We start from the raw sequence: 14,716 nt of genomic DNA on the forward strand, positions 1-14,716 counted from the left end.
GCCGGCACAGACTGACCGGGCCCTTTCGTCCGCGGGAGTCCCCATGGTTCGCAGTCTCCTCGTCGCCCTCGTCGTCCTGACCGCCGGTTGCCGCGCGCACTCCCGCGCGACGCCGGACGCGGCGGCGCAGGCCCCGGTGGACGCGCCGGACGCGGCGGAGTCCCCGGCGGTGCTGGTGTCGGACGAGGAGCTCCAGCGCGTGCAGAAGCGCGCGCTGTACATCGTCGAGTCGGAGAAGGGCGCCATCAGCGCCACGGACCTGCTGCTCGCGCGTCCGGACCTGGACCGCGCGCGGATGAACTGGTTCTTCACCGTGCCGCGCGGCAACGCCTGGTACTCCGTCTTCGGCCGCTTCAATCCGGAGGACGTGTTCGTCCCCGCGTACGCGTACCGCGCGCCCATCGAGTTCTCCGGTGAGATGGAGGACTTCCCCGTCGAGTCCCTGCCCGAGGGCATGGACGCCCTGGCCCGCGCCGTGAGCGCCGCCTGCGAGCGCGTCTTCCAGGTGCACGGCCGCAAGCAGCTCAACCCCGTCGTGGTGGAGGAGGGCGACGGCATCACCGTCTACGTGCTCCAGGGCTTCGACGACTCGAACCTGTACCTGCTGGGCGGCGACTTCCGCTTCAAGTTCAGCAAGGACGGCCGCCAGAAGCTCCAGGAGCTGCCCCTGCACCAGGGGCTCATCCCCGTGTCCATCGCGCCGGACGCGGACGGCGAGCGGCCCCAGTTCTCCGCGCACGCGCACGTGCTCTTCCCGGGGCCGCTGGAGACGGAGCTCGCGCTGGTGATGCTCTATCCCGCGCTGGGCGGCCTCTTCGTGGGCGGGGCGGACCAGGACCGCGTCTACGCGCTGTCTCCGGACGGCACCATCCGCGAGGTGCGCCTGAGCCGCGAGGAGGTCCTGCGCGAGCTGCGGCCGGACGGCACCTTCGCACCGCCCGAGTCGCTGAACGTCGAACCGGAGCCCGGCGCGGACGTGGTGCTCTGAACAGCTCCTGCGCGCGCAGTGTTGAGCTTCGTTCACGCCTGGCCCGGCGGCCCGTCATGCCCATGGGGCGGGATGCTTGAGTTCGCGCCCTCACGACAGGAGGACACGGATGGCCTTGCAGAACGACTACCAGGACGTGCTGGACGTGGCGAAGAACGTGGGCGCGAAGATCGAAACGCGCGAGGAGAACGGCAAGCTCGTCATCAAGGGCAGCGTCGACCACGCCTTCGACCGCGATCGCATGTGGGATCAGATCAAGGCGAAGCACCCGAAGTGGAACGACGAGATCATGGTCATGCTCACCGTGACCCACGCCGAGCCCTACGGCCTGCACACCGTGAAGTCCGGCGACACGCTCAGCAAGCTGGCCAAGGACATCTACGGCGACATGAAGCTGTACACGAAGATCTTCGAGGCCAACAAGGATCAGCTCAAGGACCCGGACCACATCAAGGTGGGCCAGGTCCTCAAGCTGCCGCCGAAGACCCTCGCCAACCGCGCCTGAGCCTCCAGCGCTTCCTGCGTCCGGTGGGCCGCTCATTCGCGGCCCGCCGGTCTCCGGCTCAAGGACAGTACGGGCAGTCCACCGTCGCCTCGAGCGAGTCGTAGACGAGGCAGTTCTGGTCCGCGGCGCTGTCGTTCTTCTGCTGGCAGCGGTAGTTCCACACGGACGCGCACTGGGTATAGACCTGCGCGTCGCCGGTGGGGCCCTGGTAGGTGGGCGTGCAGGTGCCGCCCGAGCTTCCGCCCGACACGGTGCAGGTGTTGGGGTCGGTGTTGCTCGTGCACTTCATGCCGGAGCAGGTGGTGTTGCTGCCCATCCACTTGCCCGAACAACTGGACGCGCTGGTGCGCTGCTCACAGAGCACGCGGTTCAGGCTCCCATCGTAGTAGGCGCACGCGCCGCTGCCGCCGCCGCCACCCCCTCCGCCGCCACCTCCGGAGGGCGTTCCCCAGCTCCACTCCGGCGTCCTCGGCTCGGAGAAGCTGTTCAGCGCCACCTCGCCGTCAGCGAAGCCCACGTCCTCGCACGAGTCGCCGTCGAAGTAGCCGCAGTAGTCCCAGCCGTCGCACCAGAAGTCGCGGCACTCGCCTTCGGTGTCCTCATTGCAGAAGTAGATGGACGAGCCGTGGACGCAGGCGCCCTGCGTGGGGAAGCACCCGGGCAGCACGAGGCCCACGGCGAGGGACAGGAGGACCGCGGACACCATGCCCGTGAGCGGACGAGGAGAGGGATTCATACCGCCGGAATGTAGCTTCAAGCCGGCGCGGGATTCATCTGGGTCGCCGCGACCACGGACCTACAGACCGCGCAGGCGCGCGGCCCAGGCGAGGTAGGCGCCTCGCGGATCCACGAGCGGGTCGCGGAAGAGGGCGCGGATGTCGGCGGTGTCCACCTGGCCGGCGTCGAAGGCGCGGTAGAGGCTGTCCCCCAGGAGGTAGCCGAGCGCGTGGCTGACGCCGTGGAACAGGCGGTCGCGGCGCAGGGGGAGGAGCTTCACGGCCTCGTCGGGGGCCTCGGACTCCGTGGCCTTGTGCGCGAGCACGAAGGCGGCGATCTGCCGCTCCAGGCCCCGGGCCTCGCCGAAGCGCCTGGCCCACTCCGTGACGTTGGGGCAGGTGCGGCGCGGGTTGATCAGCTTGGAGCCGAAGAAGCCCAGGGCCTCTTCCATGCAGCGCGCGTAGAAGGCCTCGGAGGCGCCGCGCGGTGCGTCCATGGCGTCGCCCACGGCGCAGTGGCGCACGAAGTGGGCGGCCTCCTCCGCGGCGTGGTTGAGGGACAGGGACGCGAGGTACGCCGTGCGCGCGCGCGGGATGTAGCCGCTCTCACGCGACAGGATGTGCTTGCGCAGTTGGGACAGCTCCGCCTGCGTGAAGCGGCCCCTGCGGCGGATGCGGGCGAGCACGTCGCCGTCCGCCGCCGTGGTCACCTCCACCGAGTCCAGCTCGCGGCCCACGGACACGCCCGCGAGCCCGCCGATGAGCTCCGCCATGTCCCGGAAGCGCTCCGCGGCGCTGCGGTCCAGGAGGGGCGCGTCGTCGCCTTCGGCCTCCAGGTAGTCCAGGAAGCTCTGCTGGCAGAGGACCGGGGACGCGTTCATCAGGCACAGCGCGCCGTCCGCCAGCTCCACGGCCTCCGCGCCGCCCAGCCGGCCCTCGCGCGCGAGGCGCCACCAGAGGCCTTCGGCGTTCTGGTACACGACGAGCCCTCGGCGCGGATGGGCGTCTCCCAGGGCGCGCTCCACCTGCGCGGGCAGGTGGCAGGGCGCGGCGTGGAACTGGCCCACCAGCACCATCACCAGCGGGACATCCTCCGCGCGGGCCACGTGGGCGATGCGCTCCGCGGCGAAGGCGTCTCGCAGCGCGAGCGAGCGCTCTCCCTGGGCCCGCCGGTCGATGGCGGCCACCTGGAGCTTGAGGCGCTTCGCGAAGGCCAGCACGGCGCGGATGCCAGCGCCGGGACCCGGGCCCGGGGTGGGGCCATGGCCCAGCCGGGACATCAGGGTGCGCTCGGGCAGGCGCCCCGCGAGGTACGCGTCGAGCGCGGCCTGATGACGGCCCTCCACGCACTCGAGCGCCAGCACGACGCGGCGGCCGGAGGCGAGGGCGCGCTCGGCGAGGTCCAGGTAGGTCTGCTGGGCGAGCGGCAGCGTGTGGTAGTCGCCGACGTAGACGAGGTCCGACGCCGCGATGCGCTGGTGCACGTGGGTCAGGGTGACCAGGCGCTGATAGGTGCTCGTGCGCCGGCGGTAGCGGGCCTCGTAGGCGCGGAAGGCTTCGGTGCGGCCTTCGACCACCCGGGCGATCTGGGCGCGTTGACGGCGGAAGAGGGCGAGGTGAAGGGCAAGCGACGCGCGCATGGAGCGAGAGGCACCGTCGCATGCGCTCGTGGAGGCGGCAAAAAATCAGCGGGACGCGGGCGGGTGGCTTGCTTGACTCGCATGGCCCTGCAACGGACCATCGTCGTCAATCTTGCAGACCGTTCTTCCCCGCACGCTCATGCTCTGTGCCGTGGTGTTCGCCGCGGCCCCCGTCCACGCGCAGGAGGCCGCGCTGCTGCACGCGTCGCCGCCGCGCGCCGAGGCCCGGCAGCCCCTCCAGTTGGATGCGACGCTGGTGGATGGCGGCAAGGTGCTGGAGCTCTTCGTCCGCTATCGCGGCCCGGGCGAGCCGTACGTCCAGGTCCCCATGGAGCGGCAGTACGGAGACCTGTACCGCGCGGTGATTCCCGCCGAGCACATGGTGCCACCCGGCGTGGAGTACTTCGTCGAAGCGGCGATGTTGGATGGAGCGCGCACGCCGCTCTTCATGTCCGCGCTCCGGCCCGCGAGGGTGATGGTGGGGACGCAGGCGCCGGAGCCCCCGCCGGTCCGCGCGCCGCCGGGGCGCAAGGGGACCCGTGACACCCCGAGGTCCGCGCCCGACATCGACGCCTTCGCGCCGCCGTCGGGGGCAGGGGAGGACGATGGCGCGGCAGGTGCGCCGCCGCCTTCCGCGGGCCGTCCGGATGGAACAGGCGCGCGCGCGGGGACCGCCGATGCGCGGACTTCGACGCGAGCGGACAGCGCGGACTCCCGTCCGACTGCGTCCGACCCACGAGCATCGGGAGCCCCCAGCGGTACGGACCCTCGTGCTTCGAGCCGCACGGAGGGTACGGACTCGCGGGCTTTGACCCGCACGGACGGCACGGACTCGCGGGCTTCGAGCCGGACGAATTCACCGGCCTCGCCCTCGGCCCGAATGGACGGTTCGCGAGCCCCGGTTCACGCGGACGCATCCGACTCTCGCGCTCCGGCTCGCGCGGCGGATTCGGACTCGCGGACTCCCGGGCGCGCGGGCAATGGCGACTCCCGCGCTTCGAACGACTCCGACGACGCGATGGCCGCGCTCAACGCGGACCTTCCTCCGGAACCTCGCTCCGACACCCGCGCGTCCGCTTCCTCCCACAGCGCCATGGACGACGACCTGGCCCTCTACAGCGCGGAGGACGTGCTCGCGGTGACGACCCTCCAGGAGGAGGCCGTCCGCACCGTGCCGGCCATCGGCGCGTCCTTCAACCGCTCGCAGATGATCGCCCTGGGCGCCCGCACTGTGGCGGACGTGCTGGACGTGGTGCCCGGCGTGTCCGTCAGCCGCGACGTGCAGGGCTTCCACCGCACCGCCATCCGGGGCCTGCGCAACGACGCGGAGGTGCTCTTCCTCCTCGACGGGCACCGCCTCAACAACTTCTTCGACGGCAAGGCCCTCATGAACCTGCCGGTGGAGAACCTGGAGCGCATCGAGGTCATCCGCGGCCCTGGCTCCGCCGTCTACGGCGCGGGCGCCTTCCAGGGCGTCGTCAACCTCGTCACCCACCACGCCGACGGCGTCCGGGGCGCCATCACCACCGGCGGCGTCCCCCGCGACGACGGCCGCCTGGCGCTCGCCACCGACGGCCACCTGTCCGCCGCGCACACCACCGGCGACCTGCGCCTGTTCGCGGACCTGGACCTCTGGACCCAGGAGGGAGACTCGCTCCTCATCGCCCATGACGCGCTCGACGACGAGGCCGTGGCCCAGGGCCTGCGCGACGTGGACCAGCCCGCGGGCCGCACCCGTGACGGCCGCTTCCTCGTCAACGCGGGCGGCGGCGTGTCCTACGGCCTGGACAGCGCCGGCCGCGTGGGCGTCACCGCGCGCTACCTCTCCGAGAAGCGCGATGCCCTCATCGGCCTGTTCGACACCGTGGGCAACGACTCCCGGCTGTCCTGGGACGTGCTGCTCGCGGACCTCACCTGGGAGCGGCCCCTCTCCGACAGCGGCCAGGTGCGCGCCCGGCTGGGCTTCGATCAGCAGTCCACCGACCGCCGCTTCCAGCTCACGCCCCTGGCCTTCCGCACCGGCGACGGCGTGGACCGCCTCTTCCCCGACGGGCTCCAGGAACAGACGCAGGTCACCGTGCGCACCGTGACGGCCTCCGTGGACGCGGACCTCGCGCTGGCGAAGGAGAACCACCTCACCCTGGGCTTCGTCGCCGAGCAGCAGTCGCTGTCCCGGTACGACTACACCACGAACTACACGCTCGACGGACGCCTGCGCCCCAGCCCCGCCGCCCCGGAAGGCCTGGTGGACCTTACGAAGGGCGCGGCCTCCCGCCGCCTCAACCTGGGCCTGTCCGCGCAGGACCAGTGGACCGTGCTCTCCGCGCTCACGCTCACCTTCGGCCTGCGCCTGGACGCCATCCAGCTCCCCGACGCGGAGGCGTCAGGCACGCTCGACGCCAGCAAGATGCTGGTGCGGATCAACCCGCGCGTGGGCCTGGTCATCGCCGCGTCGGACGCGCTGGTGCTCAAGGCGCTGTACGGCCGGGCCTTCCGCGCCCCCACGCCCCAGGAGCTGGTCGAGCGCATCCCCGACACCGACTACAACCAGGGCCGCTTCGAGGGAAACCCGCTGCTGAAGCCCACCACCGTGGACACCTTCGAGCTGGGCATGGACCTGGTCCAGGCCGCGGGCGACACCCGCGTGCGCGTGCGCGCCAACGCCTTCCTGCAGAACTTCGCCTCGCCCATCACCCCGGTGGACACCAGCGGCAACATCGTCCCCCTGCGCAACCGCGAGCTGGGCGTGCGCGTGTACGGCGTGGAGGCGGAGGCCCGCCTGGAGGCGTCCAAGCGCGCCGTCGCGTGGGTCAACGCCAGCCTGTCCCGCGCGCAGGACCTGGAGGTGCCGGAGCAGTCCCGGCTGCTCACGGACGTGCCCCAGGCGCGCTTCAACGCGGGCGTGTCCATGCCCCTGGGGGACTGGGTGAACCTGGACGTGGTGGTGCGCTCCGGCGCCGAGCGGCGCAACAACAACCGCTCCACGCTGGAGCTCATCCGCCGCTACGAGATCCCCGCCTACAGCCTCATCACCGCGCAACTGCGCACCGAGCCCATCTGGGAGCACTTCGAGGTGACGCTCTTCGCGCAGAACCTCTTCGACCACGACCTGCGCGACGACGTGCCCCGGCCGGACCGCGTCACCGGCCTGCTGCCGCGCGAGGGCGTGTCCGGCTACCTCACCCTGAGGGCCTTCTACTGATGGACCGCCGCCACCTCACCGCCGCGCTCGCGGCGCTCACGCTGCTGCCCGGCTGCCTCGCGTACAACGACTCCTGCGCCCCGCTGGTGGACGACCCCGACGCCGTCGTGGGCTACCTGGGCGAGGAGGTCCAGTTGGGCTCGGCCTTCACCCGCCATGACAACAACGCGCTGGGGCAGTTGGCCGCGGACGCGTTCCTCCACGCCGAGGACGGCGCCGCGAAGGCCACGGAGCTGGGCATCATCAACGGCGGCTCGCTGCGCGACGAGGGCCTGTGCGTCACCCGCACGTCCCTGCGCACGGGGCCGCTCACCGACGGCGTCCTCCACGAGGTCATCCTCTTCGAGAACCTCGTCGTGACGGTGGACCTCACGGAGAAGCAGCTCGTGGACGTCTTCGAGCACTCCGTGGAGGCGCTGGCCCTGGAGGGGCAGGCCATCGTGTCGCCGTCCGGCGCCTTCCTCCACGTGTCCGACGGCACCACCCTGCGCGTGGACTGCGCGCGTCCGGCGGGCCAGCGCGTGACGGAGCTGCGCGTGCGCGGCCGCGCCGTGTCCATCCCCGCGCGCGACGACACGTCCATCCGCTACCGGGTGGCGATGTCCACGTTCCTGCTGGAGGGAGGGGACGGCTACGGCGGCATCCTGGGCAACGCGGGACAGGACCCGGACCGCAACCCGGTGACGGCGCGCAAGCTGGGCGGCACGGACGCCAACATCGCGGCGGCGTACATGAAGAGCACGTACCCCAGCCCGGTCCAGGCGCTGAAGGAAGCCCCGCGCATCGTCTTCACCAACTGCGCCCGGCCCGCCCGGCCCGCCCCGCGCTGACGTCATGCGCGGTGTCGGACTTCACGGGGCCGGGGTGGACGGAGGCCCCTAAGGCTTGGAGGGCTCGTCCGAGGAGGCCGGGGCGCTGGAGGTCACCACCGCCGGAGCGGAGGTGGCCGTCTGCGCCGCGGGGGCCACCGGCCGTGGAGGCAGGGGGCCCAGCACGTCGTTGACCGAAGGCATGCGGCGGATGTCCGCGCGGGCGACCTTCCATGCCTGCTGGACGATCCACGACAGGGAACGATCCTGTCGCGTGGCCTCACGCTGGATCTCTTCCAGCATGTCCTCGGGGAAGTAGAGGGATTGCTTGCGGTGATCCGTGGTGGCCATTGCCCTGCCTTACGGCCTTTCTTCGCGCGGGTCCGTGCGCTCGTCGCCCGTGACGTCATTCACGGCAGGGAATGACTTGATGCGGTCGCGGGCGATCTTCCAGGCCTGCTGCACCACCCATGAGAGGGAACGGTCCTGCCGGTTCGCTTCCTCCTGGATCTCCTTCAGCATCTCCTCGGGGAAGTACAGCGACTGCTTGCGCTTGTCGGTGCCTGCCATGCCTGGGTCTCCGGGGCGGATTCGAGGTGACGACCTGAACACACCGGAGCGGTTATCCGACAGACGCCCTGAAGGGTCAACGGTTTCGGAGCACTCAAGCGTGCGCCCGCGGGCTGAACGCCCCACTTCCGACAATGGGTGCCAGCAAAAAGAAAGAGAAACGCCCCGGCCTCCGCGAGGGAGACCGGGGCGCTTCGGAAAGAGGGACCGCAGGGAGCGAATCTCCAAGCGGCCCCGTGGACCCAGAGGGGGAGGGGGGGGACCCCTAGGTCCAACGTCATGAAGTCCAGAACGTCCAACCAACAACCACGAGGCGCCGTTCTATTTCCGCCCCGCGTCCCTGCGTTGTGGGAATCATGGACTGCATCCCCACGCCTTCCGTTCACCGCGAATCTGTAACCCGGTCATCCGACACTCCATTCCGATCGCTGGCGCCATGCCTCGCGCGTCCCCTGAAAGCTCCCCGCTGCCTGCCATGCTCGCCCGCTCGTATGCCGGGCACGGTGCCCGCTCGCGCTCGGTGCTGCTCGCCGTCTCCGGAGGCGCGGACTCCACCGCGCTCCTCGTGGGGACGGCGCGCGTGCGCGAGGCGCTGGGGCTGCGCGTGGAGGTGGCGACGGTGGACCACGGCCTGCGGGCGGAGGCCGCGCGCGAGGTGACCTCCGTCGTCACCCTGGCCGAGCGCCTGGGGCTGACCTGCCACGTCCGGCGGCTCGCGCTGGCGCCCGGGGCGGGGCTGGAGGCGCGGGCGCGCGAGGCGAGGTACGCGACCCTGGAGGTCCTGCGACAGGAGCGCGGGCTGGACTTCGTGGCCACCGGCCACACGCTGGACGACCAGGCGGAGACGCTGCTCATGCGGCTGGCCCGGGGCGCGGCGCTCCGGGGCGCGCGCGCCATCCACGCCCGCGCGGACACGCTCCTCCGTCCGCTGCTCGCGTGCTCGCGCGAGGACGTGCTCGCCTTCCTGGCCACCGAGGGGGTGGGGTTCGTGGTGGATCCGATGAACGCGGACCCCTCCTACTTCCGCACGCGCGTGCGCCAGGACGTGCTGCCCGCGCTCCACCGCGCGGCGGGCTTCAGCACCGTGGAGCACCTGGCCACCTTCGCGCGGCTCGCCTCCGAGGACGCGGCCCTGCTCGACGGGCTGGCGCAAGGGGCGTGGGCGCGGCTGGAGCTGCCCGGGGGCGGGCTGGACGCCGTGGGCCTTCGCGCGCTGGAGCCGCCGCTGTGGCGCCGCGTGCTCGCACGGCTGCTGGGCGCGGCGGGGGCCCGGGTGGACCACGCCACGCTGGAGCGCGCGTGGGGCGTGGTGGCGCGCGGGGGCGTCATGCCGCTGAGCGACGGCCTCCTCCTGAAGGCCACCGGCGGGCGGGTGCGCTGCGTGGGGGCGGGAGGGGAATCACCGCCCGCGCCGCTGGTGCTCGCGGGGCCGGGGGCGCAAGGGGACTTCGGCGCGTGGCGCTTCCAGGTGGCCGCGGAAGGTTTGCCGCCCCCGGGCGTGTTGGCCCTGGTGTTGGAGGAGGGGACAGCGTGGCCACTCACGGTGCGTTCCAGGAAGCAGGGCGACCGCGTCCGTACGCGCGCGGGCCACCGCAAGGTGCAGGACGTGCTGGTGGATGCCCGCGTCCCTTCGGAGGCGCGCGACGCGCAGCCGGTGGTGGTGGACGCGCGCGGCGAGCCGCTGTGGCTCCCCGGCGTCCTGCCGCGCTTCGTCGAACCTGGAGCCGCTTCGCGCGAGGTGGCTTCCCGACACTCGCTGTGGGCCTTCCCGCCGCTCACGAGCGAACGGAAGACCCCTCCGTTATAGAGTCGAAGCTTCGAAACGGGGGATGGTCGCGGTCCCCTAAATAGTTGAGGGCTTTTTGCTGTTGCTGATACGGTCCGTCGCTGGCCTGCACACGGGCGGGCGCCGGGCACATGACGAACTTCGCCAGGGTTCCTCCTGGCACGGCCCTCATCCCGCCGAGTACCGAAAGGGCAGCTGAAACGTGCGTTCGACCTACAAGACCATCGGGCTCTGGGTCATCCTGATCGTCCTCTTCGTCGCCTTCTACAATTTCTTCTCCCAAGGCAACGAGCAGGTGCAGGAACCGACCTTCACCCAGCTTCTGACCAAGGTGGAGGAGAAGAAGGTCCGTGCCGTCTCCGTCAAGGGCAACACCTACTCCGGCACGTTCAGCGACTCGAACGACAAGTTCCGGACGACGGGGCCCGCGCCGGACGTGGCCGTGCTCAACCAGCTCCGCGCCTCCGGCGTGGACGTGAAGTACGAGCGCGAGGAGCAGAACAGCCTCTGGCTCACCATCCTCGGGCAGTGGATGCCCGTCGTCTTCCTGTTCCTGTTCTTCATCTTCTTCATGCGCCAGCTCCAGGGCGGCAGCGGCAAGGCGATGACGTTCGGGAAGTCGAAGGCGAAGCTGCTCAGCGAGAGCCACAACAAGGTCACGTTCGCGGACGTGGCCGGCGTGGACGAGTGCAAGGAGGAGCTGGAGGAGATCGTCGCCTTCCTCAAGGACCCCAAGAAGTTCACCAAGCTGGGTGGCCGCATCCCCAAGGGCGTCCTGATGATGGGCCCCCCGGGCACGGGCAAGACGCTGCTCGCCCGCGCGGTGGCCGGTGAAGCGGGCGTCCCGTTCTTCTCCATCTCCGGCTCGGACTTCGTGGAGATGTTCGTGGGCGTCGGCGCCAGCCGCGTGCGCGACCTGTTCGAGCAGGGCAAGAAGAACGCCCCCTGCATCATCTTCATCGACGAAATCGACGCCGTGGGCCGCCACCGTGGCGCGGGCCTGGGCGGCGGTCACGACGAGCGTGAGCAGACGCTCAACCAGTTGCTGGTGGAGATGGACGGCTTCGAGTCCAACGACGGCGTCATCCTGATCGCCGCCACCAACCGTCCGGACGTGCTGGACCCGGCGCTCCAGCGCCCGGGCCGCTTCGACCGCCGCATCATCGTCCCCCGTCCGGACCTGAAGGGCCGCCTGGGCGTGCTGAAGGTGCACACCCGCCGCGTGCCGCTGGCCCCGGAGGTGGAGCTGGAGGTCATCGCCCGCGGGACGCCCGGCATGACGGGCGCGGACCTGGAGAACCTGGTCAACGAGTCGGCCCTGATGGCCGCGCGCCAGAACAAGGAGCGCGTGGACCTGGCGGACTTCGAGCAGGCGAAGGACAAGGTCTTCATGGGCCCGGAGCGCCGGTCCATGATCATGACCGACAAGGAGAAGCGGAACACGGCCGTCCACGAGGCCGGCCACGCGCTCCTCGCCAAGCTGCTGCCCGGCTGCGACCCGCTGCACAAGGTCACCATCATCCCGCGCGGTCAGGCCCTGGGCGTCACCTGGAGCCTGCCCACCGAGGACAAGGTGAACGGCTACCGCAAGCAGATCCTCGACCAGATCACCATGGCCATGGGTGGCCGCATCGCCGAAGAGCTCATGTTCAACGAGATGAGCAGCGGCGCGGCGAACGACATCGAGCGGGCGACCGAGACGGCGCGCGCCATGGTGTGCCGCTGGGGCATGAGCGAGAAGATGGGCCCGCTGGCGTTCGGCAAGAGCGACGGTGAGGTCTTCCTGGGCCGCGACTTCAACGCGTCCAAGGACTACTCCGAGGACACCGCCCGGCAGATCGACGCGGAGGTCCGCAGCATCGTGGTGGGCTGCTACACGCACGGCAAGCAGTTGCTGACCGACAAGCTGGACGTGCTCCAGCGCGTGTCCGACGCCCTGGTGGAGTACGAGACGCTCGACGCCGAGGACGTGAACATCATCCTCCAGGGGGGCCAGCTCACCCGTGAGCGCCCGGCGCCGCGCATCAGCTCCACGCCGAAGCCGACGGAGAAGAAGGACAAGCGGAAGATCCTCGACGCGCTCGAGGGCCTGCCCAACATGGAGCCGAAGAAGGCGTAACGCCGCTCAAGGCTTCCTCCTGAAGTGACGAAGGCCCTTCCCGTGAACCGGGGAGGGCCTTTTCGTTTTGTCCTTGTGAACTCCAGGCGCCACTCCGGGCCCTCCGCCTTCCCTCCCTGGGGGCCGTGTCCCGTGTCCGCGAGCGGATGCTCGCTGGCACCTGGGATGCAGTTTCAAGGGACCGCGGCGCTGGGAAGGCCTCGCCGGGGGACGACACGACGATGCGGAACGGATGGAAGCGGGGAGCGCAGGGGGCAGCGGCGTTGGCGATGCTGGCGGTGCTGCCACGGTGCGGCGGAGCGACGGGGGCGGAGGACGGGTTGACGGAGGGGGCGTTGACGGCGGTGGAGCAGGCGGCGCTGCCCGCCTCATGCCAGCCCCAGACGTCTCTGGACTCACGGACGCTGGTGCCGGTGGGCGACGGTTCCGTGCGCAGTGACCAGCCGGACGTGAACATGAGCAGCGTGTCCACGCTGTACGTGGACGCGGCCCCCACGCGCTACCAGTCGTATCTGCGCTTCCAGTTGGAGGGGGAGGGCGGCGAGCTCGTCCAGGCGCGGCTGCGGCTGTACGCGAAGCAGGGCACCCACACGGGGCTGTCGTTCCACCCGGTGACGGGGAGCGTCTATGAACCCGCCCTCACCTGGAACACCCGGCCGGCGCAGGGCGCCGCGGTGACCACCGTGGCCTCCGTCGCCAATGACGCCTGGCTGACGGCGGACGTGAAGGGGGCGGTGCTCGACCGCCACACCTTCGACCTGGGCGTCCTCCCGCTGGGGGACGACGGGGCGGAGTTCTCCTCGCGCGAGGCGTCCAACGTTTCGCGCCGGCCGCGGTTGGACACGGTCTACCGCTACGACTGGTGCACGTACCGGGGGAGCGGCACGCCCTCGCAGGCCTGGGCGAAGACGCTGGGGGGCACGGCGCGGGAGCAGGCGCGCGCGCTGCTCAACCTGCCGGATGGCTCCGGCTTCGTGCTGGGTGGGGCGTACCATGACGGTCCGGCGCAGGCGGGCGGCGCGGAACTGCCGGGGCCCTCGGGCTTCCTGGTGGCGCGCTTCAACACGGCGGCCCAGCACCAGTGGTCGCGCGCGTACGGGGTGGGGCAGCCGGTGTCCCTGGAGGCGATGACGGTGACGCCGCTGGGCAACGTGCTGGTGGTGGGCACCTACGAGGGCAGCCCGGACCTGGGCACCGGCGCGCTGCCGTACATCGCTCCCAACACCCCCGCCGTGGGGATGTTCGTGCTGAAGCTGTCCCCCACCGGCAACCCCGTCTGGGCGCGCGGCTTCCACGCGGAGACGCGGCCGGGCTGGGCGGAGGGGCAGGTCTACACGTCCATCGCCGTCCCCACCGCCGTCGCCACCGACGCCAACGGGAGCGTCATCGTCGCGGGCCACTTCAAGGGCTACATGGACCTGGGCGGCGGCGACCTCTACGCGGGCTCGATGAGCGAGAGCCGGGATGACTCGACCCGGTCCCTCTTCCTGGCGAAGTTCGACTACAGCGGCGGCCACCAGTGGTCGCAGGCCTTCTACACCGTGGACGAGTACACGGTGGCGTCCGCGCTCGCCACGGACGCGGGGGGCAACATCTTCATGGGGGGCCGCGGCAACAACGCCACGCTCGCGACGCCGGGCCTGCGCGTGGGCACGGCCTTCGTGGCGCGCTTCGCGCCGGATGGCACGCCGGTGTGGGGCTACGGATTGAAGGGGGGAGGCATCGGCCGCATCCGCGGCCTGGCGGCCCTGCCCGACGGGGGCGTGGCGTTCGCCGGAGGCTTCAACGGGACGTTCACCTTCCAGGGCCAGACGTATTCGAGCCATGACCCCACCCACGATGTGCGCCCGGATGACGGCGTGTTCGGCACGCTCACCGCGACCGGCGGCGAGGGCTGGGTGCGCGTGCTGACAACCCAGCCCTCCGGGGACGTGGCGGAGCAGGTGGCGGTGGATGGCGCGGGCAACATCGTGGTGAACGGCCGTGTGTCGGCGTACACGCTGGACCTGGGCGGCGGCGAGCTGGGCACGCCCGGTCTGCCCCAGGGCGGCGCGCTCCGGTTCGTGGCCAGCTTCAGCCCCACGGGCGCCCACCGCTGGTCTCGCATGCTGGGCTCCCAGGTCTCCGACGCGTTCATGGCGGTGTCGCCGGACGGCTCCACGCGGCTGGGCTTCACGTTCGAGGGCTCCACGCCGGTGGGGACCACGACGTTCTCCTCCTCGGGGCTGACGGACATGGGGCTCATCCAGTTCAACCCGTGACGGCCTCGCGGCCGGGGTGACGTGACGGGGCCCGGTGCCTTCCTCGCGAGGCGCCGGGCCCTGTGTGCGTTCCCGCCGTCCTCCCTTCCCTGGACCCGGCGAAGCGGCGACACTCATCGC

At 71.2% G+C, this 14,716-nt stretch carries 11 protein-coding genes; 7 read left to right on the plus strand and 4 right to left on the minus strand.

Going from position 1 to position 14,716, the window contains the following annotated elements; genetic code table 11:
* Window positions 1-43: 43 nt before the first annotated feature.
* Together K8556_RS22280 and K8556_RS22285 are read left to right on the plus strand one after the other, a co-directional pair.
* On the plus strand, window positions 44-988 hold the full coding sequence (locus K8556_RS22280; RefSeq protein ID WP_223742094.1) for a hypothetical protein: 945 nt from the start codon (window positions 44-46) through the stop codon (window positions 986-988).
* A 109-nt stretch (window positions 989-1,097) separates the two neighbouring features.
* Complete coding sequence (locus K8556_RS22285) at window positions 1,098-1,493, plus strand: LysM peptidoglycan-binding domain-containing protein (RefSeq protein ID WP_223742095.1); 396 nt, start codon at window positions 1,098-1,100, stop codon at window positions 1,491-1,493.
* Between the two features lie 58 nt (window positions 1,494-1,551).
* Here K8556_RS22285 and K8556_RS22290 read toward each other — a convergent pair whose 3' ends face one another.
* Window positions 1,552-2,229 carry a hypothetical protein gene (locus tag K8556_RS22290; protein ID WP_223742096.1) on the minus strand — a complete coding sequence of 226 codons (678 nt, stop codon included), beginning with the start codon at window positions 2,227-2,229 and terminating at the stop codon, window positions 1,552-1,554.
* A gap of 60 nt (window positions 2,230-2,289) precedes the next feature.
* On the minus strand, window positions 2,290-3,849 hold the full coding sequence (locus tag K8556_RS22295) for a ChaN family lipoprotein (RefSeq protein WP_223742097.1): 1,560 nt from the start codon (window positions 3,847-3,849) through the stop codon (window positions 2,290-2,292).
* 112 nt (window positions 3,850-3,961) lie between these two features.
* Between K8556_RS22295 and K8556_RS22300 the strand changes: the two genes are divergently transcribed.
* Together K8556_RS22300 and K8556_RS22305 are read left to right on the plus strand one after the other, a co-directional pair.
* Entirely contained in the window at window positions 3,962-7,051 is a 3,090-nt protein-coding gene (locus tag K8556_RS22300; RefSeq protein ID WP_223742098.1) for a TonB-dependent siderophore receptor, read from the plus strand.
* On the plus strand, window positions 7,051-7,881 hold the full coding sequence (locus tag K8556_RS22305) for a 5'-nucleotidase C-terminal domain-containing protein (RefSeq protein ID WP_223742099.1): 831 nt from the start codon (window positions 7,051-7,053) through the stop codon (window positions 7,879-7,881). Before K8556_RS22300 ends, K8556_RS22305 begins: the two co-directional genes overlap by 1 nt.
* A gap of 48 nt (window positions 7,882-7,929) precedes the next feature.
* Here K8556_RS22305 and K8556_RS22310 read toward each other — a convergent pair whose 3' ends face one another.
* Window positions 7,930-8,211, minus strand: a complete 282-nt coding sequence (locus K8556_RS22310) for a TIGR04563 family protein (RefSeq protein WP_120530711.1) — start codon at window positions 8,209-8,211, stop codon at window positions 7,930-7,932.
* Window positions 8,212-8,220: 9 nt separating this feature from the next.
* A complete protein-coding gene (locus tag K8556_RS22315; RefSeq protein WP_014396356.1) occupies window positions 8,221-8,430 on the minus strand; it encodes a TIGR04563 family protein in 210 nt (69 codons plus the stop codon).
* A gap of 436 nt (window positions 8,431-8,866) precedes the next feature.
* Here K8556_RS22315 and tilS point away from each other — a divergent pair, with 436 nt between their 5' ends.
* The 3 genes from tilS to K8556_RS22330 all read left to right on the plus strand — a co-directional run bounded on the left by tilS (window position 8,867) and on the right by K8556_RS22330 (window position 14,596).
* On the plus strand, window positions 8,867-10,237 hold the full coding sequence (gene tilS / locus K8556_RS22320) for a tRNA lysidine(34) synthetase TilS (protein WP_370639952.1): 1,371 nt from the start codon (window positions 8,867-8,869) through the stop codon (window positions 10,235-10,237).
* A gap of 181 nt (window positions 10,238-10,418) precedes the next feature.
* Window positions 10,419-12,335 (plus strand): ATP-dependent zinc metalloprotease FtsH, encoded by a 1,917-nt coding sequence (gene ftsH / locus K8556_RS22325; protein ID WP_143904946.1) that lies wholly within the window; start codon window positions 10,419-10,421, stop codon window positions 12,333-12,335.
* Window positions 12,336-12,604: 269 nt separating this feature from the next.
* The gene (locus K8556_RS22330; protein WP_223742165.1) at window positions 12,605-14,596 is read left to right on the plus strand and encodes a DNRLRE domain-containing protein; all 1,992 of its coding nucleotides are present in this window, start codon (window positions 12,605-12,607) and stop codon (window positions 14,594-14,596) included.
* Window positions 14,597-14,716 lie beyond the last annotated feature (120 nt).

Origin of the sequence: Corallococcus sp. AS-1-12, from assembly GCF_020036995.1 — a bacterium.
In the GTDB taxonomy this organism is placed as follows: Bacteria; Myxococcota; Myxococcia; order Myxococcales; family Myxococcaceae; genus Corallococcus.

Coding starts and splice junctions, on each gene's coding strand:
- K8556_RS22280 (WP_223742094.1), top strand. CDS start 44: ATGGTTCGCAGTCTCCTCGTCGCCCTCGTCGTCCTGACCGCCGGTTGC.
- K8556_RS22285 (WP_223742095.1), top strand. CDS start 1,098: ATGGCCTTGCAGAACGACTACCAGGACGTGCTGGACGTGGCGAAGAAC.
- K8556_RS22290 (WP_223742096.1), bottom strand. CDS start 2,229: ATGAATCCCTCTCCTCGTCCGCTCACGGGCATGGTGTCCGCGGTCCTC.
- K8556_RS22295 (WP_223742097.1), bottom strand. CDS start 3,849: ATGCGCGCGTCGCTTGCCCTTCACCTCGCCCTCTTCCGCCGTCAACGC.
- K8556_RS22305 (WP_223742099.1), top strand. CDS start 7,051: ATGGACCGCCGCCACCTCACCGCCGCGCTCGCGGCGCTCACGCTGCTG.
- K8556_RS22310 (WP_120530711.1), bottom strand. CDS start 8,211: ATGGCCACCACGGATCACCGCAAGCAATCCCTCTACTTCCCCGAGGAC.
- K8556_RS22315 (WP_014396356.1), bottom strand. CDS start 8,430: ATGGCAGGCACCGACAAGCGCAAGCAGTCGCTGTACTTCCCCGAGGAG.
- tilS (WP_370639952.1), top strand. CDS start 8,867: ATGCCTCGCGCGTCCCCTGAAAGCTCCCCGCTGCCTGCCATGCTCGCC.
- K8556_RS22330 (WP_223742165.1), top strand. CDS start 12,605: ATGCTGGCGGTGCTGCCACGGTGCGGCGGAGCGACGGGGGCGGAGGAC.